The sequence below is a fragment of the Leucobacter sp. USHLN154 genome (assembly GCF_037145595.1).
GTDB lineage: Bacteria > Actinomycetota > Actinomycetes > Actinomycetales > Microbacteriaceae > Leucobacter > Leucobacter alluvii.
In genome coordinates, this window is sequence record NZ_JBBCXF010000003.1 from 107,807 (window position 1) to 132,177 (window position 24,371).

The 24,371-nt window shown below is 66.6% G+C and carries 19 protein-coding genes and 1 other RNA gene; 12 read left to right on the forward strand and 8 right to left on the reverse strand.

The window, feature by feature from the left end:
- Window positions 1–11 precede the first annotated feature (11 nt).
- The 5 genes from WFH23_RS06615 (at window position 12) to rnpB (ending at window position 3,732) form a co-directional block, all read left to right on the forward strand.
- On the forward strand, window positions 12–1,040 hold the full coding sequence (locus tag WFH23_RS06615; protein WP_336662006.1) for a methionine ABC transporter ATP-binding protein: 1,029 nt from the start codon (window positions 12–14) through the stop codon (window positions 1,038–1,040).
- Entirely contained in the window at window positions 1,040–1,705 is a 666-nt protein-coding gene (locus WFH23_RS06620) for a methionine ABC transporter permease (RefSeq protein ID WP_090148763.1), read from the forward strand. The genes WFH23_RS06615 and WFH23_RS06620 overlap by 1 nt, the downstream gene beginning before the upstream one ends.
- A gap of 4 nt (window positions 1,706–1,709) precedes the next feature.
- Window positions 1,710–2,555: a Nif3-like dinuclear metal center hexameric protein gene (locus WFH23_RS06625; protein WP_336662007.1), complete on the forward strand. Its 846-nt coding sequence runs from the start codon at window positions 1,710–1,712 to the stop codon at window positions 2,553–2,555.
- 36 nt (window positions 2,556–2,591) lie between these two features.
- Complete coding sequence (locus tag WFH23_RS06630) at window positions 2,592–3,320, forward strand: zinc ribbon domain-containing protein (protein ID WP_336662008.1); 729 nt, start codon at window positions 2,592–2,594, stop codon at window positions 3,318–3,320.
- A 28-nt stretch (window positions 3,321–3,348) separates the two neighbouring features.
- Window positions 3,349–3,732: RNase P RNA component class A (gene rnpB, locus WFH23_RS06635), an RNA gene on the forward strand.
- A 48-nt stretch (window positions 3,733–3,780) separates the two neighbouring features.
- Here rnpB and map read toward each other — a convergent pair.
- A complete protein-coding gene (map, locus tag WFH23_RS06640) occupies window positions 3,781–4,650 on the reverse strand; it encodes a type I methionyl aminopeptidase (RefSeq protein WP_200328933.1) in 870 nt (289 codons plus the stop codon).
- An 80-nt stretch (window positions 4,651–4,730) separates the two neighbouring features.
- On the opposite strand from map, the gene WFH23_RS06645 reads away from it, so the two are divergent.
- The 3 genes from WFH23_RS06645 (at window position 4,731) to WFH23_RS06655 (ending at window position 9,470) form a co-directional block, all read left to right on the forward strand.
- Entirely contained in the window at window positions 4,731–4,934 is a 204-nt protein-coding gene (locus WFH23_RS06645) for a methionine aminopeptidase (RefSeq protein ID WP_176698323.1), read from the forward strand.
- Window positions 4,935–5,048: 114 nt separating this feature from the next.
- Window positions 5,049–6,386, forward strand: coding sequence for a type I glutamate--ammonia ligase (glnA, locus tag WFH23_RS06650; protein WP_090148778.1), 1,338 nt, complete (start codon window positions 5,049–5,051; stop codon window positions 6,384–6,386).
- Between the two features lie 18 nt (window positions 6,387–6,404).
- Window positions 6,405–9,470, forward strand: a complete 3,066-nt coding sequence (locus WFH23_RS06655; protein ID WP_336662009.1) for a bifunctional [glutamine synthetase] adenylyltransferase/[glutamine synthetase]-adenylyl-L-tyrosine phosphorylase — start codon at window positions 6,405–6,407, stop codon at window positions 9,468–9,470.
- A 347-nt stretch (window positions 9,471–9,817) separates the two neighbouring features.
- Here the strand turns inward: WFH23_RS06655 and glnA (WFH23_RS06660) are convergent, their stop codons facing one another.
- The 3 genes from glnA (WFH23_RS06660) to WFH23_RS06670 form a co-directional block, all read right to left on the reverse strand.
- Entirely contained in the window at window positions 9,818–11,242 is a 1,425-nt protein-coding gene (glnA, locus tag WFH23_RS06660; protein ID WP_090148784.1) for a type I glutamate--ammonia ligase, read from the reverse strand.
- Between the two features lie 155 nt (window positions 11,243–11,397).
- Complete coding sequence (locus WFH23_RS06665; RefSeq protein ID WP_211648345.1) at window positions 11,398–11,826, reverse strand: RDD family protein; 429 nt, start codon at window positions 11,824–11,826, stop codon at window positions 11,398–11,400.
- Between the two features lie 3 nt (window positions 11,827–11,829).
- On the reverse strand, window positions 11,830–12,519 hold the full coding sequence (locus tag WFH23_RS06670; RefSeq protein ID WP_090148789.1) for a DUF4191 domain-containing protein: 690 nt from the start codon (window positions 12,517–12,519) through the stop codon (window positions 11,830–11,832).
- Between the two features lie 155 nt (window positions 12,520–12,674).
- Between WFH23_RS06670 and WFH23_RS06675 the strand changes: the two genes are divergently transcribed.
- The gene (locus tag WFH23_RS06675) at window positions 12,675–13,262 is read left to right on the forward strand and encodes a hypothetical protein (RefSeq protein WP_336662010.1); all 588 of its coding nucleotides are present in this window, start codon (window positions 12,675–12,677) and stop codon (window positions 13,260–13,262) included.
- Here WFH23_RS06675 and sucB read toward each other — a convergent pair.
- Together sucB and lpdA are read right to left on the reverse strand one after the other, a co-directional pair.
- Window positions 13,259–15,133 (reverse strand): 2-oxoglutarate dehydrogenase, E2 component, dihydrolipoamide succinyltransferase, encoded by a 1,875-nt coding sequence (gene sucB, locus WFH23_RS06680; RefSeq protein ID WP_336662011.1) that lies wholly within the window; start codon window positions 15,131–15,133, stop codon window positions 13,259–13,261. The two genes, WFH23_RS06675 and sucB, sit on opposite strands and share 4 nt — an antisense overlap.
- A 40-nt stretch (window positions 15,134–15,173) precedes the next feature.
- Complete coding sequence (lpdA, locus tag WFH23_RS06685; protein ID WP_336662012.1) at window positions 15,174–16,547, reverse strand: dihydrolipoyl dehydrogenase; 1,374 nt, start codon at window positions 16,545–16,547, stop codon at window positions 15,174–15,176.
- 163 nt (window positions 16,548–16,710) lie between these two features.
- On the opposite strand from lpdA, the gene WFH23_RS06690 reads away from it, so the two are divergent.
- On the forward strand, window positions 16,711–17,643 hold the full coding sequence (locus WFH23_RS06690) for a PAC2 family protein (RefSeq protein WP_090148803.1): 933 nt from the start codon (window positions 16,711–16,713) through the stop codon (window positions 17,641–17,643).
- A 210-nt stretch (window positions 17,644–17,853) separates the two neighbouring features.
- Window positions 17,854–19,137 (forward strand): RNA polymerase sigma factor, encoded by a 1,284-nt coding sequence (locus tag WFH23_RS06695; protein WP_090148806.1) that lies wholly within the window; start codon window positions 17,854–17,856, stop codon window positions 19,135–19,137.
- A gap of 67 nt (window positions 19,138–19,204) precedes the next feature.
- Here the strand turns inward: WFH23_RS06695 and WFH23_RS06700 are convergent, their stop codons facing one another.
- Window positions 19,205–19,426 (reverse strand): DUF7455 domain-containing protein, encoded by a 222-nt coding sequence (locus WFH23_RS06700; protein WP_090148810.1) that lies wholly within the window; start codon window positions 19,424–19,426, stop codon window positions 19,205–19,207.
- 195 nt (window positions 19,427–19,621) lie between these two features.
- On the opposite strand from WFH23_RS06700, the gene WFH23_RS06705 reads away from it, so the two are divergent.
- On the forward strand, window positions 19,622–21,715 hold the full coding sequence (locus tag WFH23_RS06705; protein ID WP_336662013.1) for a DNA gyrase/topoisomerase IV subunit B: 2,094 nt from the start codon (window positions 19,622–19,624) through the stop codon (window positions 21,713–21,715).
- Window positions 21,716–21,899: 184 nt separating this feature from the next.
- Here the strand turns inward: WFH23_RS06705 and WFH23_RS06710 are convergent, their stop codons facing one another.
- Complete coding sequence (locus WFH23_RS06710; protein ID WP_090148817.1) at window positions 21,900–24,371, reverse strand: DNA topoisomerase (ATP-hydrolyzing); 2,472 nt, start codon at window positions 24,369–24,371, stop codon at window positions 21,900–21,902.

Genomic DNA, 24,371 nt, shown 5'->3' on the forward strand with positions numbered 1-24,371 from the left:
AAGGAGACGCGATGACCCGCGTCCAGATGATCGGCGTGTCCAAGCGCTACCCGGGGCGGGGCGCCAACGCCGCGCCCGTCGTCGCCGTCGACGATGTGACGATCGACGTCGCCTCCGGCGAGATCCACGCCATCATCGGGTACTCCGGTGCGGGTAAGAGCACGCTGCTGCGCCTGGTGAACGGGCTGGAGCACGCGAGCGACGGGCGGATCCTCGTCGGCGACGACGAGATCACCTCGCTTCGCGAGTCGAAACTGCGCGAGGTGCGCGGCCGCATCGGCATGATCTTCCAGCAGTTCAACCTGTTCCATTCGAAGCGCGTCGCGAAGAACGTCGAGTATCCGCTGGTGGTGGCCGGCGTGTCGGCTGCGGAGCGGAAGCGCAGAGTCGCGGAACTGCTCGAGTTCGTCGGCCTGTCAGAGAAGAGCGGCGCGTTCACCGACCAGCTCTCCGGCGGCCAGAAGCAGCGCGTCGGCATCGCCCGCGCCCTCGCGACCAATCCGGGCGTGCTGCTCGCCGACGAGGCCACGAGCGCCCTGGACCCCCAGACATCGCGGGAGGTGCTCGCGCTGCTCAAACGGGTGAACGCCGAGTTCGGCATCACCATCATTCTGATCACGCACGAGATGGAGGTCGTGCGGGAGATCGCCGACCGCGTCACCGTCATGGACAGCGGCAGCGCGGTGGAGCAGGGCGACGTCTTCGACGTGTTCTCCGACCCGCAGTCGCAGACCACGAAGCGGTTCGTCGCGACGGCGCTGCCGACCGAGCCGCGGGCCGAACGGCTCGACGAGTTGCGAGAACGGCATCGCGGCAGGCTCATCGCGCTCACGTTCCGAGATGGCGATGTCGATCAGCCCGTCGTGTTCCGCACTCTCGCCGAACGCGGCGTCGGCGTGAGCATCGTGCACGGCGGCATCACCGATGTGGGCGGGCGGAGCTTCGGCAAGCTCACCCTCGAACTCATCGGCGACGATCTGAAGGTCGAGCACGCGATCGCGGCGCTCGCGCAGGAGACGGCTCTGGAGGTGCTGGCGTAATGGACAATCTCATCGAACTGCTCTCCAACGGCAAGTTCCTCGAAGCGACGATTCAGACGCTGACGTATGTGGTCATCGCCATGGGCCTGGGCGGCGTGCTCGGGCTCGTGCTGGGCGTGCTGCTGACGGTGACGCGTCAGGGCGGGGTGCTGCAGAGCCGCGGCGTCTACGTGGTGCTGAACTTCCTCGTCAACTTCTTCCGACCGATTCCATTCGTCATCTTGATTGCCGCGATCCAGCCGCTCGCCCGCGTCGTCGTCGGAACCGGCATCGGTGATCGCGCGCTCATCTTCGTGCTGACCTTCGCCGCGACCTTCGGCATCGCCCGACTCGTCGAGCAGAATCTGCTGACCGTGCCTCCGGGCGTCATCGAAGCATCGCGCGCCATGGGAGCCGGCCCGTGGCGAACGATACTGACGGTGCTGATTCCCGAGGGCCTCGGCCCCGTCGTGCTCGGGTACACCTTCGCCTTCATCGCCGTCGTCGATATGACCGCGATGGCCGGCGTGATCGGGGGCGGCGGGCTCGGAAACCTCGCGCTGCAGTACGGGTACCGGCAGTTCAACCCGTGGGTGACCTGGGCCGCCGTGCTGCTCATCATCATCATCGTGCAGATCGTGCAGCTGCTCGGCAATGTCATCGCGCGGAAGCTGCTGAGGAGGTAACCGCATGTCCCAGACGCAACGATCGTTCGAGCTCGCCGATCTGCGAGCGGTCGCGGAGGAGCTGTGGCCGGGGGAGATCGCTGAGGGGTGGGACCGCGTCGGTCTCGTCTCCGGCGCAGACGCCGCACCGCTGCGCCGAGTGCTCCTCGCGGTCGATGCGGTCGACGCCACCGTGACGGAAGCGATCGAATGGGGTGCCGACGCCCTGCTCACGCACCACCCGCTGCTGCTCCGCGGGGTGCACTCCCTGGCCGAGGACACGGCGAAGGGGGCGCTGATCGCGCGGCTGATCCGCGGAGGCTGCGCACTGCTGGCCGCGCACACGAACGCCGATCAGCCGGCCGGCGGCGTCTCCGACGTCATCGCCGAGCGGCTCGGTCTCATGGGAAGCTCGCCGATCGTGCCGCACGCGTCGGACCCGTCGATCGGCATTGGGCGGATCGGTGAGCTCGAGTCGCCTGAATCGTTGCGGGCGTTCGCGAATCGTGTCGCAGCTGCGCTGCCGGCCACGGTCTCGGGGGTGCGGGTCTCGGGAGATCCTGATCGCTCCGTGCAGCGCGTCGCGCTCCTCGGCGGAGCGGGGGACAGCCTGCTCGATCACGCAACTGTCCGCGGAGCGGATGTCTACCTCACCTCCGATCTCCGGCACCACCCGGCGCAGGAAACCGTCGAAACGGGTGCTGTCTCCGGCGGGCCGGCTCTCGTCGACGTCGCGCACTGGGCGAGCGAATCGCTGTGGTTGGACGGAGCGGCCGACCGCCTCGCCGAGCGACTGCCCGGTGTCGAGTTCCGCGTGAGCGGCATCTGCACCGACCCGTGGACGTTCTCCGTCGGCGCCCGCCAGGCGTGAGAGCCGGAACCCGGCGGGGCCGGTAGGCTGGCACCCATGAAGGCCAGCCCGCGGCAGCAGCGACTCCTGCTCGATCTCCAAGACCTCGACAACACGCTCGCCCGTCTGCGGCGGAAGCGCGCGACGTTGCCCGAGCGGGCTGAACTCATCGGGTTGAGCGGCGACGCCTCCGACGCGAGAGCGAAGTACATGGCGGCGCAGCGCGAGCTCGATACGCAGAATGCTGACCTGGAGCGCATCGAGGCCGACGTCGCGCTCGTGCAGCAGCGACGCGACCGTGACGAGCAGCTGCTCGCGGCGAGCACCTCGAGCAAGGAGGCGCAGGCGCTCCAAGCCGAACTGGAGACGCTGACCCGCCGGCAGTCGGAGCTCGAGGATCGCGAACTCGAACTCATGGAGGCGCAGGAACGCGCACTGCAGGCGTTCTCGCTGGCCGAGGAGCTCTTCGCAGGAGTCGACGCGCGACGCGCCGATATCGAAGCCCGTATCTCGGAGGCGGAGCAGCGGATCGATCGCGAGTTGGCGTCGAACGCTGAGGAGCGCGCCGGCGTCGCGGCCGAACTGCAGCGCGACGTGCTCGGCCTGTACGAGGAACTGCGCAAGCGCGTCGGGATCGGCGCGGCGCATCTTCGCGGAAATGTCTCAGAGGCCAGCAATATGGCGCTCGCTCCCGCCGAGCTGAGCGGAATCCGTGCCGCAGCTCCCGACGAGATCGTCTTCTGCCCCGGCACGGGTGCGATTCTCGTGCGCGTCGACGAGGAGTAGGGCGCGTCGAGTAAGCTGTTCTCTGGAATGGGTCGGTGAGACGATCGCGTCGGTTCCGCCGCCTCGGCAGCGGGACCGCCGAGGAACGTCCGGGCTCCTCAGGGGAGAACGGTGGGTAACGCCCACCCGGGGCAACCCGCGAGAAAGTGCAACAGAGAGTAGACCGCCTGGCGTGGTTCGCCGCGCTCGGTAAGGGTGAAAGGGTGGTGTAAGAGACCACCGGCGTTCGTGGTGACACGGGCGGCCAGGTAAACCTCGTTCGGAGCAAGGCCAGACAGAGGATGATGACGCGCCCCGCCGAGTCCTCGGGTAGGCCGCTAGAGAGTGCCGGCAACGGTACTCCGAGAGAGATGATCGTCACCGGCCGGTTCGCCGGCCGGAACAGAACCCGGCGTATGATCCGGCCCATTCCACTGCACAGCACACGGGTGCGTCGTCCGAGGCTCCCGTCTCTCCGGCTTCAGTCGGACACGGTGAGCAGTTCGAAACCGTCCTCTCGGATGAGCACCGTGTGCTCGAACTGCGCGGTCACACTCCGATCCCGTGTCACCACCGTCCAGCCGTCGTCCCACTGCTCCCACTCGTGAGTTCCCAGCGTGAGCATGGGTTCCACCGTGAACACCATGCCCGGCTTGATGATGTCGCCATAGGCGGGGGCCGAGTCGTAGTGCGGGACGATGAGTCCGGTGTGAAAGGCCGAGCCGACACCGTGCCCGGTGAAATCACGGACGACTCCGTAACCGAAGCGCTTGGCGTACGTCTCGATCACGCGGCCGATGACGTTCACCGCGCGTCCGGGCTTCGCGGCGCGAATGCCGCGCATCATCGCCTCGTGCGTGCGCTCGACGAGCAGGTCGACCTCCTCCGACACTCGGCCGACGCGGAAGGTGCGATTGGTGTCGCCGTGGAAGCCGTCGAGAAACGCGGTGACGTCGACGTTCACGAGATCGCCGTCTCGCAGGACCGTGTCATCCGGGATGCCGTGGCAGATCACCTCGTTGACCGACGTGCAGGACGACGCGGGATACCCGCGGTACCCGAGAGTCGACGGGTAAGCGCCGTGAGCCGTCACGTACTCGTGCGCGACTCGATCGAGCGCTGCGGTGGTCGCACCGGGCGCGACCGCCTCCGCAACCGCATCGAGCGCTCCTGCCGCGATGCGACCCGCGGCTCGGATGCGGTCCACCTCGTCGCTCGTGTAGGTGTTGTCGCCCTCATACGCGGGCGGAGCAGCGAGGCCGACGTACGGCGGTCGGGTGATCGCACTCGGAACAGCGCGGGGCGCCGGTCGGGAACCGGGGATCAGGTGTCCGTGTGCGTCGAAGGGCATGCCTCTAGTCTAGGAAGTGCGGGAGGCGGAGCCGAACGCAGACGTCATCGAGTGCGCGCGAGCGCTGAGTGGAGGCCGACATGAGCAAGCAGGAGTGGGGAATCGAGGACCCCGCCGACACGTTCTGGTTCAATACCCGCACGGGTCAGGTCGAGGACGGGCCGCAGTCGCTCTCGGTCGATCGCATCGGCCCGTTCGCGACGCGCGAAGAAGCCGCACGTGCTGAGGAAATCGTCGCCGAGCGAGCTCGCAAATGGCGCGAAGAGGAAGCCGCCGAGGACTGATCACGCCGTAACACGATTGTCACGGTCAGGGGATAGTCTGTGGCCATCGGCGGAGCCGGAGCGCGTATTTCGCGCGCGACGTGCCCGCAGACAGCAACGACGAACGGAGTAGGCGTGAGCAAGCAGCGCGATTTTGTTCTGCGCACCATCGAGGAGCGCGGTGTCAGGTTCGTTCGACTCTGGTTCAGCGATGTTTCGGGAACGCTCAAGTCGGTCGCGCTCGCGCCCGCCGAGGTCGAGGGAGCGTTCAGTGAAGGGATCGGTTTCGACGGCTCTGCGATCGAGGGACTGACGCGCGCGTACGAGTCGGACCTGCTCGCGGTGCCCGATCCGTCGACCTTCCAGCTGCTGCCGTGGCGCAGCCAGACGTCTCCGACTGCCCGCATGTTCTGCGACATCAGCACCCCGAACGGCGAACCGGCCGTCGCGGATCCGCGGAACGTGCTCAAGCGCACGCTCGCGACCGCCGCGGAGCAGGGGTTCAGCTTCTACACGCATCCCGAGATCGAGTTCTACCTGCTGAAGTCGAAGGAGTTCGACGCCCGCGGTCCGGTACCGGTGGATCGTGCCGGCTATTTCGACAACGTTCCCGGCGGCACGGCGCACGACTTCCGCCGCGAGAGCGTGAACATGCTGGAGGAACTCGGGATCTCCGTCGAGTTCAGCCACCACGAGGCCGGCCCGGGGCAGAACGAGATCGACCTGCGGTACGCCGACGCGCTGACCACGGCCGACAACATCATGACCTTCCGCACGGTCGTCAAAGAGGTCGCGATCGCGCAGGGAGTGCATGCGACGTTCATGCCGAAGCCGCTCGCCGGGCAACCCGGGTCGGGCATGCACACGCACCTCTCGCTGCTCGAGGGCGACACGAATGCCTTCTACGATCCAGGCGCCAGATACCAGATCTCGCAGACGGGGCGCCGCTTCATCGCCGGCCTCCTGCGGCACGCGCCCGAGATCACCGCCGTGACGAATCAGTACATCAACTCGTACAAGCGGCTCTGGGGCGGAGACGAGGCGCCGTCGTTCGTCAGCTGGGGCCACAACAACCGGTCGGCGCTCGTGCGCGTGCCGATGTACAAGCCGGGCAAGGGCGACGCGGCGCGCGTCGAGTACCGCGGCATGGACAGCGCTGTGAACCCGTACCTCGGGTTCTCGATGCTGCTCGCCGCCGGCCTGAAGGGTATTCGTGAAGAGTACGAGCTTCCGCCGGAGGCCGAGAACAACGTCTGGGCGCTGAGCGACGGGGAACGCCGCGCCATGGGCTTCGATCCCTTGCCGGCCAGCCTGGACCACGCCCTCGCAGTGATGGAGCGCTCGGAGCTGGTCGCGGAGACGCTGGGGGAGCAGGTATTCGCCTACTTCATCCGCGACAAGCGCCGCGAGGTGACCGAGTACCACAGCCAGGTCACGCCGTACGAGCTCTCATCGATGCTCGACACCATCTGATCGGTCTACGCTGGACGAATGGCACGCGAGCATTTCACCGTCACTCTGTCGGAGATCGCCCGCGCCGGATTCCAGGATCTGGCTGACGCACGGGACGCACTGTCGGAACTGGCAGAGCGATTGGCGCAACCGATCGCTCCGCTGCTCTCCGGGCTCGCAGCCGCAGCCGATCCCGACGCGGCGCTCCATCGCGTGCGGCAGCTCTCGGAACAGCACCGCGACGTGCTCGCGGCCATCGACTTCGACGACTTCGCACGGCTCTGCGTACTGGTGGGCGCGTCGCCCGCACTGGGGGATTTCTTCACGCGGCATCCGGCCCGGCTTCCTGAGATCTTGCACGAGGGTGGAGCGGTCATCTCGGCGGATGACGCGCGTGAGGAACTGCTGCGGGCGGTGTCGGATGACGACACCGCAGAGCCGCTCGTCGCAGAGGCGGGGTGGATCGCGCTGCGCACGCGCTACCGCGAGCTGCTCGCGCAGCTCATGCTCTTCGATCTCTACGCCGGGCGTGACGGGCGGGCGGAGCGCGTATTCGAGGCGGTAGCCGAGTCCCTCTCCGGCCTCGCAGCAGCTGCGATCGATGCCTCGCTGCACGTCGCGAGAGCGACGCTCGCAGCGGGTGCATCTGGCCCGGCCGTTTCGCCGGAACGACTGGATGCCCTGCAGCTCGGAATCATCGCGATGGGAAAGTGCGGCGCCGGCGAGCTGAATGTCGTCTCAGATGTCGACGTCATCTTCGTCGTCGAGAGCAGCAATGCCGATGCCCTCGACGGCGACGCCCTCATCCGTCTCGGTACGCGTCTTGCGAGCGAGGTGATGCGAGGCATCCATGATCCGGCGATCGAACCGCCGTTGTGGCAGCTCGACGCGAACCTGCGGCCCGAGGGCCGGCACGGGCCGCTCGTGCGAACTCTCGGCTCGATGCGCAGCTACTACGATCGGTGGGCGAAGGCGTGGGAGTTTCAGGCGCTGCTCAAGGCGCGCCCCCTGGCGGGCGACCTGGAGATCGCCGCAGCCTTCGTCGCAGACACGCGCCCGCTGGTGTGGACGTCGTCGTCGCGGGAGGACTTCGTCGGGTCCGTGCAGCGCATGCGCGAACGCGTCACCGAGCACATCGCCGATGAAGAACTCGACGTGCAGCTCAAACTCGGACCCGGCGGCCTTCGCGACATCGAGTTCAGCGTGCAGCTCCTGCAGCTCGTCCACGGCCAGTACGACGAGAGCCTGCACGTCGCCGGCACGCTGCCGGCACTGCGAGCACTCGTGGACGGCGGGTACATCGCGCGCAGCGACGGCGACTGCCTCGCGTCCGACTACTGTTTCCTTCGCGTGCTCGAACACCGTCTGCAGTTGCGCGACCTGCGCCGCACGGCGCTGATGCCGACCGAGGATCACGAACTCCGAGTGCTGGCTCGCGCGACCGGCCTGGCGCCGTCGGCCGCTGAGCTCCATTCCCGGTGGTCGGCGAGAAAGCGAGAGGTGCGCCAACTGCACCTCAAGATCTTCTACGCGCCGCTGCTCAGCGCCGTAGCGTCCCTCCCGGAGGAGGAGCTCGTGCTCGGCAGCGACGCCGCGCGGGCGCGCCTCGCGAGCGTGGGCTTCCGGGATCCCGATGGCGCTATGCGCCATATGGCGGCGCTCACGCGGGGCACGTCCCGGCGAGCGATGATCCAACGAAACCTGATGCCGGTGCTGCTCCAGTGGCTCTCCGACGGAACCGACCCGGATTTCGGACTGCTCGCGTTCCGCCGGGTGAGCGAGGCGAATCGTGAGACCCCCTGGTATCTGCGACTGCTTCGCGACGGCACCGAGGCCGCTGAGCGCCTCACCCGAGTGCTCTCGAACTCCAGGTACGCCGCCGAACTCCTCGAATCCATCCCCGAGGCCGTCGCGTGGCTCGAGCGTGACGAATCTTTGCAACCCATGCAGTTGCAGACGCTCTTCGACGAGATGCGGGCCATCGCCTCGCGGCGAGCCGGGATCGATTCCGCCGCGGTCGCGCTTCGAGCGGTGCATCGCCGAGAGGTGCTGCGACTCGCCATGGGGCGCATCGTCGGGGTGATCGACGATGTCGCGGTCGCCGCCGGTCTCGACGCGGCGCACACGGCCCTCCTCGACGCCCTGCTGCTCTCGGTGCGCGGCGGCACAGCCCCGTACGGCAGAGCTCCGGCGAACTCGGAATCGGGCGGTGAGGCGCCGCCCGCGATCGAGCTGGCGCTGATCGGCATGGGTCGGTACGGAGGGCGGGAGCTGGGCTTCGCGTCTGACATCGACCTCATCGCCGTGTTCCGTGCACCACCGGACGTTGCGAGCGACCGCGCCTCCCGGGAAGCGACCAGGCTGATCTCCGAGCTGCGGCGAGCGGTCGCCGATCCTCGATTCCCGGTGGATCTCGATTTCGATCTTCGGCCCGAGGGCAAGAACGGACCCCTGGTCAGGAGTCTCGACGCGTATCGCGCCTACTACGCTCGCTGGTCGGTCACCTGGGAGGCGCAGGCGCTCCTGCGCGCACGACCGGTAGCAGGCGACGCGCGCCTGGGCGCCGACTTCGTGTCGCTCGCCGATGAGATCAGATACCCTCAGCACTTCGCCGAAGAACAGGTGCGCGAGGTGCGCCGCATCAAAGCGCGCGTCGAGGCGGAGCGTCTCCCGCGCGGCGCCGATCCCAAGCGGCATCTGAAGCTCGGTCCGGGCGGAATCAGCGATGTCGAGTGGCTGGTGCAGCTTCTCCAATTGCGTTCGGGCGCAGAGCACCCTGCGCTGCGCACGGTGTCGACGGTCGCGGCCCTCCAGGCGGCGGGCGAGGTCGGCCTCCTGCGGGAAGACGACATCGAACACCTGCTCGATTCTTGGCGCTTCGCGAGCCGGGTGCGCACGGCACTGAAGCTGTGGACCGGCCGCTCTTCGAATTCACTGCCCACGGGTTGGAACGACCTGGCGGGGATCGCGGGCGTACTCGGCATGTCCCGGACGCACACGTCTGAACTCGAGGAACGGTGGTTCGCAGTGTCTCGCCGGGCGCGCGCCGTCTTCGAACGGGAGTTCTTCGGATACGAGGATGCTCCTCGGTTCACCGTGACATGATCGGACGTCGCTCGACAGCGCCGAACGACGACAAGCCAGACGGAATTCGGACACCGTTCACCGAAAACGCTCGCGCAAACCTCACCGGAAGCGTAACCTGATCGTTATGCAGTATTTGCAAAGGTTCCTCGAGGCGCTGCTCGCTGAAGACGGCGCCGAGTTCGAGGACGAACTCGAGTCCTAGTCCCTTCGAACCGGTGCGACACAGCCGTCGCGCCGCTCTATCGCGCCCCGAATCGCCGCACGCGAGCCGGGGCGCTTCTGCGTCCACGACACCTCCGCAACGCACACGGCGGCCCCGCTCCTATGATCAGGAGCGGGGCCGCCGTACGAGCGCCTCGCGAGCGTTACACGCCGTAGTAGAGCTCGAACTCGAAGGGATGCGGCCGCAGCGCCATCGGGGCGATCTCAGCATCGCGCTTGAACGAGATCCAGGTCTCGACGAGCTCCTCGGTGAACACGTCACCTTCGAGCAGGAACTGGTGGTCCGCCTCGAGCGCGGCGAGCGCCTCTTCCAGCGAGCCCGGCACCTGAGGAATGTTCTTGGCCTCCTCCGGGGGCAGCTCGTAGAGATCCTTGTCGATCGGGTCCATCGGCTCGATGCGGTTGCGAATCCCGTCGAGCCCGGCCATCATCTGCGCGGCGAAGGCGAGGTACGGGTTGCCCGAGGCATCGGGCGCCCGGAACTCGATGCGCTTGGCCTTCGGGTTCGACCCGGTGAGCGGGATGCGCACCGCTGCTGAACGGTTGCCGGCAGAGTAGGCGAGGTTCACGGGGGCTTCGTAGCCCTTGACCAGGCGACGGTAGCTGTTGATCGTCGGGTTCGTGAACGCGAGCAGCGCAGGGGCGTGATGGAGGATCCCGCCGATGTACCAGCGCGCGATATCGGAGAGCTGGGCGTAGCCGTTCTCGTCGTAGAAGAGGGGCTCGCCGCCCTTCCACAGCGACATGTGCGTGTGCATGCCCGAGCCGTTGTCGCCGAAGACCGGCTTCGGCATGAAGGTCGCGGTCTTGCCCCACAGCTCAGCGGTGTTCTTCACCACGTACTTGAACTTGAGCACGTCATCCGCCGCCTTGACGAGCGTGTCGAAGCGGTAGTTGATCTCGGCCTGGCCGGGAGCGCCGACCTCGTGGTGGGAACGCTCGAGCTTCAGGCCTGCCTCGATGAGTCGCAGCGAGATGTCGTCGCGCAGATCCGCCTGCTTGTCGACGGGGGAGACGGGGAAGTAGCCGCCCTTCTCGTGCGTCGTGTTGCCGAGGTTGCCGCCCTCGATCTCGCGCGCGGAGTTCCAGCTCGCCTCTTCCGAGTCGATCTCGTACATCGTGCGGCGAGGAGTCGTCTCGTACCGGACCGAATCGAGGATGTAGAACTCGGCTTCAGGGGCGAAGAACGCCGTGTCCGCGACGCCGGTGGACGCCAGGTACTGCTCCGCCTTCTTCGCGACCTGACGGGGATCCTTCGAATAGATCTCGCCGGTACGCGGGTTGAAGATGTCGCAGATGACGATCAGCGTGCGCTCTGCGCGGAACTGGTCAAGGTACGCGGTCGAGACGTCGGGGATGAGCTGCATGTCGGATTCAGCGATGCCCGCGAACCCGCGGATCGAGGAGCCGTCGAACATCTGGCCGATTTCGAAGAAGTCCTCGTCGACCGTCGCAGCCGGGATGTTGAAGTGCTGCTGCACCCCGGGCAGGTCGGTGAAACGGATGTCGACGAACTTCACATCGGTGTCCTTGATGAAGTCGATGACTTCCTGCGGGGTGGTGAACATTCTGCTCCTCGGGTTCGTTCCGGCCGCGGATATCGGATCTTCACCGCGCCGATCGTGTATCTCCACCTTAGGGGACCTTGATTTCAAAACCATGAGTCGTGTGTTTCACGGAGGTTACGCGGACCCGATGCACGATGCCTCGAGATACGGGTGTGTCAGGACCGGATCAGCACGGTTCCGGCGATCTTGTCGTGGAACGCACGCTGATCCGAGTCCCAGACGAGCACCGGGACGACGAGGCACAGGAGCACCGTTCGGACGATCGGCCTCCACGGCCCGACCCACCCGCCGGTGAGCGGTACAACGCGAAGCCCCACGATGCGATGGCCGAGCGACCCGCCGATCGTCGGGATGAAGACGATCTGCAGGATGGCGAACACGAGCACATTCCACAGTTCCGGGTGGGCGCCGCCGATGAGCAGGTAGGCGGGAAGCGCTGCGAGGCCCCAGTCGATGAGGATCGCCACGACGCGCCGACCCACCCGCGCCACCGATCTTGGTCCCTCGTCTGGGAGCCCGAGCCGTTCGCCGGGCCACTGGCTCGGCTCGAGTTCGCCGAAACGCTGGGGAGCTGAGGACGGCATGTATCAGCGAGGGCGCTGCGAGCGAACGCGGTTCGGGTCCATGCCCTTGGGAATGCCGACCGGCGAGCTCTGCAGTGACGACAGACGCGTGTAGACCGCCCCGACCTCGTTGCGGCTCATGACCGGCTTCAGCTTGACGAGCGTGCGGGAGAGCTTCGAGAGCGGGATGCCGTCGCCGTCGGGACCCACATACAGGTGGACGACCTCCACATTGCGGAGCGCCCGCTTCACCTTCCGCTCCTCATCGGCTGCCATGCGCTGCGTGCGCTGGCGCGAGCCCTCGGAGATCAGGACGACCCCTCCGCGGCCGACCACGCGGTACACGGCGTCCTGATTCCGGTTGATCGCAATCGGGGTCTCGGACCCGCGCCATGAACGGCGCAGGGCGCTCTGCACGACTGCGCCGACCGCGCCGGGTCGCCCCTCGATCTGGTCGTACGCAGTGCGCTCCGCGCGACGGCCGAGCACGATCATCACGAGGAGGATGCCGACGAGGATGCCGGTGACCGGCCACAGGATCCACGCGAACCAGCTGCCGGGCAGCAGCCAGGCGAGCAGTACGGACACCAGAATCGGCGCCACGAAGCACAGGAGCAGGATCCACGGCAGGTTCGTATCGTGCACCTTGGTGGTGCGGTAGATCTCGAACATCTGCCGAATACGTCCGCTGCGCTTCGCCTTTTCTGCTGCCATGCATCCAGGATATCGCGTCGCGGAGGTGAGGAATGACCCGGCTCGGACATTGAGGGCGCGCGTTCGCTCACAGTGGACCCCGAAGCGGCGGGCGGCGCGTCTATTCACAGAATGGAGCGCACAGCCGAACGGGCACACTCAGGGCCGGAACACTGATGGCGAAGACCTCGCGCGACGAGCCGGACCTCGCTCGGCGGGGCGGAGAGGAGGGTGCATCAGTGCGCACGAAACCGGGGGAGGCGCATCGCCGAGCGGGCGCCGCGGCTCGACTCGCGGGGGAGCTGCTCGAGTGGAGCGAGGCGGGGCTCAGTCGGCGGGCGGTCGGCCGGTGCGGGGTGCCCGACGGCGCCGAAGCCCGACACCGCGCGCGAGGCCACGACGCGGGGTGCGCTGCAATCGGCGTTCCGCGTCACGAGCTCGCGCGCATGATCGAACGAGCTGACACCGTCGGCGCGACGAAGCTGCTGCTCGACGCGGTGAACGAAGCCATCATCGACCTCGCCTCCCGCGGGGCGGGCTGGCGACTCGACACCGCGCGCGAGTTACTCGGCGAAGCGGTGGAGCGCCGCATCACGCCAGCCGTGAAGCGACCGGCCGCGGAAGGTCCGGGGCCCGCGGGCGCGATGCCCGCTGACAACCGCGTGACCGAGCCCGTGGCGGCCGAGGAGCGCCCCCGCAACACCAAGGAGGGGCCGCGACCATCAGGAATGACGGACGCGACCCCTCAGGGGCGGCACGGTTAGATGCCGAGGTTCGCCTCGAACTGGCCGCCCTCCAGGCGCTCGCGCACCTGCGTGAGGAAGCGCGCCGCGTCTGCGCCGTCGACGATGCGGTGATCGTACGAGAGGGCCAGGTACACGGTCGAGCGGATCGCGATCGAGTCGCCCTCCGGTCCGGAGACGACCACGGGCTTCTTGACGACCGCACCGGTACCCATGATGGCTACCTGCGGGAGGAAGACGAGCGGCGTGTCGAAGAGCGCGCCGCGCGATCCCGTGTTCGTCAGCGTGAAGGTGCCACCGCTGAGTTCATCCGGGGTCAGCTTGTTGTCTCGGGTGCGCGCCGCGAGGTCAGCGATCTCGCCCGAGATCTCACTGAGATTCTTCGAGCCGGCATCGCGCAGCACCGGGGTGAGCAGTCCGCGCTCGGTGTCGACGGCGATGCTGATGTTCTCCGTCGACGGGTAGGTGATGGAATCACCATCGACCGTCGCGTTGATGATCGGGTACGTCTGCAGTGCTTCCGCCGCCGCGAGAGCGAAGAACGGCAGGAAGGACAGCTTCGAGCCCGTCTTCTCCAGGAACTCGTCCTTCTTCGCCTGGCGAAGCTTCGCGATGCGGGTGACATCCACCTCGACGACCGTCGTCAACTGGGCGGTGCCCTGCAGCGACGCGACGGCGCGTTCGGCGATGACCTTGCGCAGGCGACTCATCTTCTGCGAGGTGCCGCGTAGCTCCGAGACCTGGGGAGCAGGCGCTGCACTCGCGGGCTCAGCTGCAGCGGCAGGCTGAGCGGACGATGCGCTGTCAGCGGCAGCCAGCACGTCCTCCTTGCGGATGCGGCCTCCGACGCCCGAACCGCTGAGCGAAGACAGATCCACGCCGCGCTCGTGAGCGAGCTTGCGCACGATCGGGGTGACGTACCCCGCGTTCGAATCGGCCGAACCTGACGCGGTTCCCGCTGCTGGTGCCGGTGCTGCCGGGGCCTCGGTGGCTGCGCCGGCCTGCTCATCAGCCGGAGCCGGCTTCTCGTAGCCGGCGGTGCCCTGCGTCTCAGCCGGCGCGGAAGCCGCCTGCGCAGGCGACGCCTCGGAAGGTGCCGACTCCGACGGTGCGCTGGTCTGAGCCTCAGCGCTGGATGCCGATTCGGCAGCCGGCTTCGGTTCTTCAGCCGGTTCCGCAGCGGAATCGTCCGCAGGCTGCTCATCTGCGGGGGCGGTCTCCGCGGCAGGAGCGGCTGCGCCGCTTCCCACACGAGCGAGTTCTCCACCGACCTCGACCGTTTCGTCCTCCTGCACGAGAATCTCCTGCAGCACGCCGGCGATCGGAGAAGGAACCTCGGTGTCCACCTTGTCGGTCGACACTTCGAGCAAGGGCTCATCGATCTCTACGGAGTCGCCCACGCTCTTCAACCAGCGCGTGACGGTGCCCTCGGTGATGCTCTCACCGAGTGACGGAAGCACGATGCTCTGCGAGTCGCCGGACGGCGATTCGGATCCCGCCGCTTCGGATGCGGGCGCAGACACTGGCTCCGAAGCCGACTCAGACGCCGGAGCCGATTCAGACGCGGGAGCCGATTCAGCAGCGGGCTCAGGAGACTGCTCCGCTTCCTGGGGCGCTGCAGGCTCTTCTGCTGGTGCCGCCTCCGCCGAGCCATTGCCGTCGCCGATCTTCGCAAGCACGGCACCGACCTCAGCGGTCTCGTCCTCCTGCACCAGGATCTCTTCGACGACGCCGGCGACAGGCGAGGGGATCTCGGTGTCGACCTTGTCGGTCGAGACCTCGAGCAAGGGCTCATCGACCTCGACGGAGTCGCCGACATTCTTGAGCCAGCGCGTCACCGTCCCTTCGGTCACACTCTCGCCCAGTGCGGGGAGGACCACCGATTCACTCATCGTGCATTTCTCCGTTCGTTGATCAATCTTCTCGCCGCGCTCAGATTGCGTGCAGCGGCTTGCCGGCGAGCTTCAGCATCGTCTCGCCGATGGTCTCGTTCTGCGTCGGGTGTGCGTGGACGAACGGCGCCACGTCTTCCGGGTACGCCTCCCAGTTCACGATGAGCTGCGCTTCTCCGACGAGTTCACCGACGCGTGCGCCGATCATGTGGACGCCCACGACTGGCCCGTCGTTGACCCGCACGGCCTTGACGCTTCCGGCGGTGCCGAGGATCGAGCTCTTCGCGTTGCCGGCGAGGTTGTACTCGTAGGTCGTGACCTGATCCTCCCCGTACTGCTCTTTCGCCTTGGCTTCGGTCAGCCCCACCGACGCAACCTCGGGATCGCAGTAGGTGATCTTCGGGACGTTCGCATCCAGCACAGTCACGGGGTTGAGCCCCGCGATCTGCTCGGCGACGAAGACGCCCTGCTGGTAGCTGCGATGCGCGAGCTGCAGGCCCGGCACGATGTCACCGATCGCGTACACGCCGGGAACGTTGGTCTCCAGCCGCTCGTTGGCGAGCACGAAACCGCGATCCATCTCGACTCCGACCTCCTCGAAACCGAGGCCCTGCGTGACCGGGCCTCGACCCACGGCGACGAGAAGGTAGTCGGCATCGATCGTCGCACCGTCTTCGAGCCTGATCGTCACGCTGTCGGCGTCCTGCGAGACCGACTTGAACCGCACGCCGAGCTTGAAGTCGATGCCGCGTTTGCGGAAGGCGCGCTCCAGCTGCTTCGAGATCGACTCTTCCTCGTTCGGGACGAGGTGGGGCAGACCCTCGATGATGGTCACCTCCGCGCCGAACGACTTCCAGACGCTCGCGAACTCGACGCCGATCACGCCACCGCCGAGGATCGCTACGCGCTTCGGAATCTCGTGCAGCTCGAGCGCCTGCTCGCTGGTGATGACGCGGCCTTCGATGTCGAGACCGGGGAGCGATCGGGAGAAGGAGCCGGTCGCCAGCACGATGTGCTTCCCGACGATGCGATCCGAGCCGACCTGCACCGCATCGGCGGCGACGAGCTTGCCTTCGCCCTCGATGACGGTGATCTTGTTGGCCTTGAGCAGGCCCTGCAGGCCCTTGTACTTGCTGGCGACGAGCTTCTCGCGGAAGCGCGTGACGCCCTCGATGTCGATTCCGGCGACGCTCGATTTGACTCCGTACGCCTCGCCATCGCGGGCCGCATCCGCGATCTCTGCCGAGTGCAGGAGCGCCTTCGTCGGCACGCAACCGCGGTGCAGGCAGGTGCCGCCGAGTTTGTCTTTCTCGATGACCGCGGCGCTGTATCCCAGCTGCGTCGCGCGGATCGCCGCCGCATAGCCGGCGCTGCCGCCGCCGAGTACTACGATGTCAAACTGCTGATCGGCCAAGTGGGGTCTCCCTCGGAAAGCTCGCAATGTGAAGGGCGCCCATGAGATGCCGGGCGCGCCTTGTCCAGACTACACCTGTGAGTGCGTGGTGCCATGCGGGTCGTTTCGCTGTGGGCGTGACCGAAACCGCCGGCAGAGCGCGCGGCGTTCGTAGGATGGAACAGTGACCGAATCGATCTTTTCCGCTGACTACGCCGAGCGCCGCGCTCGGGTTCCTCGCGGGCTCCCGCTCGTCGTTGCGATGCAGGGCCTCACGGACGCCGGCGGCGCCATCGCGCAACTCGAGGAGTACCTCTGGGAGCACTGCGGGCCTGAGGAACTGGTGCGATTCAACGCCGACCTGCTGCTCGACTACCGCGCTCGGCGGCCCGTCATCACCTTCGACGAGGATCACTTCGTCGATTACGCTCCCGAAGAGCTGACGCTCTCCCTGCTGCACGACGAACTCGGGGCACCCTTCCTGCTGCTCAGCGGGTACGAGCCCGACTTCAGGTGGGAGCAGTTCATCGACACCGTGCTGCTGCTCGTGCACGAGTTCGAGGTGTCCATCACGGTGTGGTCGCACGCGATCCCGATGCCGGTGCCCCACACCCGGCCGATCTCGACGACGGTGAGCGGGTCGCGAGACGACCTCATCGAGGCGCGCTCCGTGTGGAAGCCCACGACGAAGCTCTCCGCTTCGGCGTCCCATGTGCTCGAGTACCGGTTGCACAGCCTCGGGGAGGAGGTGGCGGGCTTCGCCCTCCTCATCCCGCATTACCTCGCCAATACTGAGTACCCCGACGCGCTCTTCGCCGCGCTCGACGGCATCATGGCGGCGACCGGTCTGATACTTCCGACGGATGACGTGCGGCGCCTCGCCCGTCAGTTCAACGCGCAGGTGGACACCCAGATCGCTGAGAACGACGAGTCGACGGAGATGGTGCGCACGCTCGAGCAGCGCTACGACGCGTACATGGAGGATCAGAGCCCGCGCTCGCCTCTGGTCTCGGAGGACGGCTCGATCCCGACTGCCGATCAGCTGGCGAGTGAGCTCGAACGCTATCTCGCCGAGCATCGGCGCCGTGGCGGGGACGACGACGCGCCCGTGAAGTGATGTGAATGCGGGTAAATATCACTTTGCGACGCGCGTGACAAGAACTTCGTGGTGGACGTGCAATAATTGAGGTGCTGCCCATGCAATCCGGTCGCAATTTCCGTTCCGCGGGAATACGCCGGGCTTGACATGGGTTTTCATGCTGTGAGCACTCGCTGACGGTTTTCGTCGGCGGCACAGGCCGAAATCTGAGATGAGAGAGGCGGCTGCGTGGCAACTGCAACCACGACCACAACTCGAGCGTCCACTGCGGATGCGAAGAAGAAGGCTGTCGAGACCGAGGAGGTCGGTGAAGTGACCGAAACCGCGGCGGCTCCGCGCAAGAAGGCGGCGGCGAAGAAGACCACGGCGGCGAAGAAGCCAGCTGCGGCGAAGAAGCCGGCCGCGACGAAGACGAAGCGCGCGACCAAGAAGAGCGAGGCCGATGAGATCGACCTCGACGCTCCCGACGTCGACGAAGAGGCCGAGTCAGCCGAAGAGGAAAAGCCCGCTCCGGCCGTAACCGAACCGCTGCCGACGGGCGCGATCGTGCTCAAGGCTCGGGACGAAGAAGACGTTCCCACGATCACGACGGCGATTCCCGGCGCGACCGCCGACCCCGTCAAGGACTACCTCAAGCAGATCGGCAAGGTCGCGTTGCTCAACGCGGCCGAAGAAGTCGAGCTGGCCATGCGCATCGAGGCAGGGCTGTTCGCGGAGGAGAAGCTCTCGACGGAGAAGGGCCTCCCGAAGAAGCTCGAACGCGAGCTCAAGTGGGTCGCCCGCGACGGGCAGCGCGCGAAGAGCCACCTGCTCGGCGCGAACCTGCGTCTCGTTGTCTCCCTCGCGAAGCGGTACACCGGTCGCGGTATGCAGTTCCTGGACCTCATTCAGGAAGGCAACCTCGGGCTCATCCGTGCGGTCGAGAAGTTCGACTACACCAAGGGCTTCAAGTTCTCGACGTACGCGACGTGGTGGATCCGCCAGGCGATCACCCGCGCGATGGCGGATCAGGCGCGCACCATCCGCATCCCGGTCCACATGGTCGAGGTCATCAACAAACTCGCCCGCGTGCAGCGGCAGATGCTCCAGGACCTGGGACGCGAACCCACGCCGGAAGAGCTGAGCCGCGAGCTGGACATGACGCCTGAGAAGGTCGTCGAGGTGCAGAAGTACGGGCGCGAGCCGATCTCCCTGCACACTCCGCTGGGCGAGGACGGCGACAGCGAGTTCGGCGACCTGATCGAAGACACCGAGGCCGTCGTGCCGGCTGACGCGGTGGGCTTCACCATGCTGCAGCAGCAGCTCGAGCAGCTGTTGGATTCGTTGTCGGAGCGCGAGGCGGGCGTGATCCGCATGCGCTTCGGCCTGGGAGACGGCATGCCGAAGACGCTTGATCAGATCGGCGACACCTTCGGCGTCACTCGCGAGCGAATTCGTCAGATCGAGTCGAAGACGATGGCGAAACTGCGCCACCCGTCGCGGAGCCAGCAGCTGCGCGATTACCTCGACTGAGCGAGCGAGCACGGAAAAGGCCCCCGGTGATGGAGAACATCACCGGGGGCCTTCTCGATCACGCAGCTTATGCGTTGAGCTTGTGGGTCTCGTCGTGCCAGGCCTCCGCCATCGGGCGGAGCTTCGGCTCGTGCTTGTTGGCGTGGTGCGCGCAGAACAGCAGCTCGCTCCCGCCCAGCAGCACTCGGACGTATGCCTGCGCGCCGCAGCTGTCACAGCGATCCAGCGCGCTCAGGGGACGATCCGCGGATTCGACCTCATCGGTGCGCTCCTGCTCGAGTGTCGTCATGGCAACCTCCTCTTCATCTTCATTCACTTCGTGACCATCCAAGCACGCTCTGCTCGGAATCCCCCCATTCGTGCTCGCGGGTTCGCTGACCGCGTATCCGACTCGTCCACCCGCTCACTCGCCGGGGCACCTCCGACTGAGTGTCGGCGGCGTGCCCTAGTGTTGAGCCGTCATCAACCTGAGGAGATCTGAGCAGTGGCAGATTCCAACTATTCCGCGCGGCACCTGACGGTACTCGAAGGGCTCGAAGCGGTCCGCAAGCGACCCGGCATGTACATCGGCACGACCGATTCGCGCGGGCTCATGCACTGCCTCTGGGAGATCATCGACAACTCGGTCGATGAGGCTCTCGCGGGGCACGGCGATGAGATCGGGATCACGCTCCACGACGACGGCAGCGTGACCGTCACCGACAACGGCCGTGGCGTCCCGGTCGATATCGAGCCGAAGAGCGGGTTGAGCGGAGTCGAGCTCGTGTTCACGAAGTTGCACGCGGGCGGCAAGTTCGGCGGCGGAGGGTACGCCTCCTCCGGCGGCCTGCACGGCGTCGGCGCGTCGGTCGTGAACGCGCTCTCGTCGCGGCTCGATGTGGAGGTCGACCGCGACGGCAAGACTTGGGCGATGTCCTTCCGCCACGGTGAACCGGGCGTATTCGCGGGCGACGGGCCCGACAGCCCGTTCACTCCGTTCGAAGAGTCGTCGGAGTTGCGGGTCGCTGGTAAGGTCAAGCGCGGCATCACCGGAACCCGCGTGCGATATTGGGCCGATCCCCAGATCTTTCTGTCCTCAGCGCGATTCGAGCCGGAGTCACTGGTCGCCCGCGCGCGCCAGACCGCCTTCCTGGTGCCCGGCCTCGCCATCGAGATCACGGACGAGCGAGCTGAATCGCTGGGCGAGGACGGGCATGCTCCCGTGCACCGCTTCGCGTACGAGGGCGGTCTCTCCGAGTTCGTGGACTTCCTCGCCGTCGATACGCCGCTGACCGACACCTGGCGTATCACCGACACCGGCAAATTCACGGAGACCGTGCCGGTGATGGACGAGAAGAGCGGGCACCTCGTCTCGCGAGAGGTCGAACGGGAATGCGAAGTCGACGTGGCGCTGCGCTGGGGAACCGGGTACGACACGGAGATCCAGAGTTTCGTCAACATCATCGCGACGCCGAAGGGAGGCACCCATCTGGCCGGCTTCGAGCAGGGACTCACCAAGTTCTTCCGCAAGCAGATCGAGGTCAACGCGCGCAAGCTGAAGGCGGGCAGCGACAAGCCCGACAAAGACGACATCCTCACCGGTCTCACGGCGGTCGTGACGGTGCGCGTTCCGGAGCCGCAGTTCGAGGGGCAGACGAAAGAGGTGCTCGGCACCGCGGCCGTGCGCGCCATCGTCTCGAAGGCGATCGTGCAGGGACTCACCGCGCGCTACGAATCGACGAAGAAGCCCGATAAGACCCAGACGAGCGCATTGCTCGAGAAGATGGTCTCTGAGATGAAGGCGAGGATCGCGTTGCGAGCGCAGCGCGACACCGCGCGTCGCAAGAGTTCGCTCGAGAGCTCCTCGCTGCCGGCGAAACTCATCGACTGCCGGTCGAAGACCGTCGCTGAGACCGAACTCTTCATCGTGGAGGGCGACAGCGCTCTGGGCACGGCGCGCCCGGCCCGTGACAGCGAGTTCCAGGCCCTCCTCCCGATTCGCGGTAAGATCCTCAACGTTCAGAAAGCCTCGGTCGCGGAGATGCTGAGCAACGCCGAGTGCGGCGCCATCATCAAAGTCATCGGCGCGGGGTCGGGCCGAGACTTCGAACTGGAATCCGCTCGGTACGGCAAGGTCATTCTCATGAGCGACGCGGATGTCGACGGCGCGCACATCCGAACGCTCCTCCTGACCTTGTTCTTCCGCTACATGCGCCCCATGCTCGAGGCGGGGCGCGTGTACGCAGCCGTGCCGCCTCTGCACCGCGTCATCGTGCAGAACGCCGGACGCAAGCCGAATGATGTGATTTACACCTACAGCGAGCGAGAGCTGACGACGCTTCTTGCAGATCTCAAGAAGCGGGGCAAGAAGTATCTGGAGCCGATTCAGCGGTACAAGGGTCTCGGTGAGATGGATGCGGATCAGCTCGCTGAGACGACCATGGATCGGGAGCACCGGGCACTCCGGCGAGTGCGCGTCGAAGACGCGCATGCAGCATCTCAGATCTTCGAGTTGCTGATGGGCAACGAGGTCGCTCCCCGCAAGGAGTTCATCATCGAGAACGCCGACGATCTCGATCGGGAGCGCATCGACGCCTAGCGCTCTATTGCTCTATCCATAGCGCTCTATCGCTCTATCCATAGCGCTCTAGCGCTCTATCGCGCCGAGACCTCCTTTCGCGCTCTGCTCAGACCCTTGAGAGCACGGAAAGCGCAGTTCGCGCTCCGCTGCGTGTGCGGAAGGGCACGAACTGCGCCTTCGAGCGCTGAGGCGCCTCCGCACCCTACGGAGCGACTCCGACGTACGCCGCGGACCCGTCGATGGGCTGGCCAGATCCATCGCGCTTGCCCAGCTCCGTCGGAAGCTTCCGGGCCGTGCCGTCCGAGGCGAGCGCGCGCGGCTCGCCCGTGCCGACCCAGGCGCAGGCGATCTGGTCTTCCCATTTGAGGAAGCGCTGGGCCCTGACTCCGCCCGTCGCACGGCCCTTGGCCGGAAACTCAGCCCAATCCGAGACCTTCGCCGTGGCGACGTCGGTGCCGGGAAGCGTGATCGAGCTATCCGCGACGGTCACGACGCGCGCCTCAGCGCCCTCAGGCACAGCCCCGGCGAAGACGACACGCGCTTCGGGCGAGAGCCGCATCCCTGCCATGCCCGCGGCGGGGCGCCCCTGCGGACGCACGGCTGTCGCCGGGAAGCGCAGCAACTGCGCATCGCTCGACACGGCCGCGATCTCCGTGTCGTCGGGCGCGGCGAACGCTGCGACCACGGCGTCACCCGACTTCACGCCGATGACCTCGAAGGACGGTTTCGCCGGGAGATCCGTCAGCAGCACGCGCTTCACGATGCCCTGTCGGGTGAAGATTCCGACCGGCGTATCCGATTCGAGGGGGAGTACCCCGACCACCTTGAGGTGCTTGTCGGTGACGCCGATGTAATCGAGGAGCTTCGCTCCGGCCGAGAACGCTATGCTCGCCGCGGGAACCAGCGGCAGATCCACCGGGGTGAAGCGGTGCAGCGTCCCGTCGGAGAGAATGGCTCCCATCTCACCGCGGACGGTGCCTTCGAGAGCGGTGAGCACGGCGCCGTGCTTCGTCGCCCGGGGCGCGGGGCGAATGGCGCTGGGCGCATCGGGATCTCGGTCGATCCGGAGCGCGCGACCGGTCACGGAAAGGAGAACCGTGCACGGGGTATCGGCGACCTCGAGCGAGGCCGCCGTCGACGCCGTGCGGGTCGGGCGAAGGACTGCGCCCGTGAGCACTGTGCGACGCGGGGTGCCGAAGGCTTCCGCTGCCTCGTCCATCTCCTGGGCGACGACGTCGCGCAGGCGATCCTGATCACCCAGAATGGCGAGCAGGCGATCGATCTCAGCCTGCAACTCATCGCGTTCGGCTTCGAGCTCGACACGCGAGAATTTGGTCAGTCGGCGCAGCCGCAGTTCGAGAATGTACTCGGCTTGCGCCTCGGACAGCTCGAAGACCTGCATCAGCCTCGAGCGCGCAGATTCCGCGTCATCGCTGGTGCGGATGAGCTGAATGACCTCATCGATGTCGAGGATCGCGATGAGCATGCCTTCGACGAGGTGCAGGCGCTCGCGCCGCTTCATCAGCCGGTACTCGGAGCGACGCGTCACGACGGAGATGCGGTGGTCGAGGAACACTCGGAGCATCTCTCGAAGCCCGAGCGTCTGCGGCTGCCCCTCAACGAGTGCGACGGAGTTGATGCTGAACGAATCTTCCAGCGGGGTGTATCGGAACAGCTGTTCGAGCACTGCTTCGGGGGAGAAGCCGGTCTTCAGCGTGATGACGAGCCGGAGCCCGTTCTTGCGATCGGTGAGGTCCGCGACGTCTGAGATACCCGAGAGCTTCTTGCCCTCTACGCCCTGCTTGATCTTCTCGATGACGCGCTCAGGACCGACGAGATACGGGAGTTCGGTCACCACGAGTCCGGTGCGTCGAGGAGCGAGCTGCTCGACGGCCACCTTCGCGCGCGTGCGGAACGCGCCGCGGCCCGTGCGATACGCGTCTTTCACGCCGTCGAGACCCACGATGGTGCCGCCGCCGGGCAGGTCGGGGCCGGGGATGTACTCCATGAGTTCATCGACGGTCGCATCGGGGTGTCGCAGGAGGTGCTTGGCCCCGTCGACGACCTCGATGAGGTTGTGCGGGGCGAGGTTCGTGGCCATTCCGACCGCGATCCCACTCGCTCCGTTCACGAGCAGGTTGGGAACCGCAGAGGGCAGCACCTCGGGCTGCAGCAACTGGCTGTCGTAGTTCGGTACGAAGTCGACGACGTTCTCGTCGAGCGATTCCGTCATCGCGAGCGCTGCTCCCGCAAGGCGCGCCTCGGTGTACCGCGAGGCCGCAGGCCCGTCGTCGAGCGACCCGAAGTTGCCGTGGCCGTCGACGAGCGGGAGTCGCATGGCGAACCCCTGGGCGAGCCTCACGAGCGCGTCGTAGATCGAGGAGTCGCCGTGCGGGTGCAGCTTTCCCATCACCTCGCCGACGACGCGCGCGGACTTGACGTGCCCCTTCTCCGGCCTCAGACCCATGTCTTGCATCATGTACAGAATGCGTCGCTGCACGGGTTTCAAGCCATCGCGCGCGTCGGGAAGTGCCCGCGAGTAGATGACGGAATAGGCGTACTCGAGGAACGACCCTTCCATCTCTTGCAGGATGTCGATATCTTCGATGCGCTCACCGGCGAGTTCGTGGGACGCGTCCGGTGTGCCGGCGGACGTACTGCGGGGGTCGGTCAT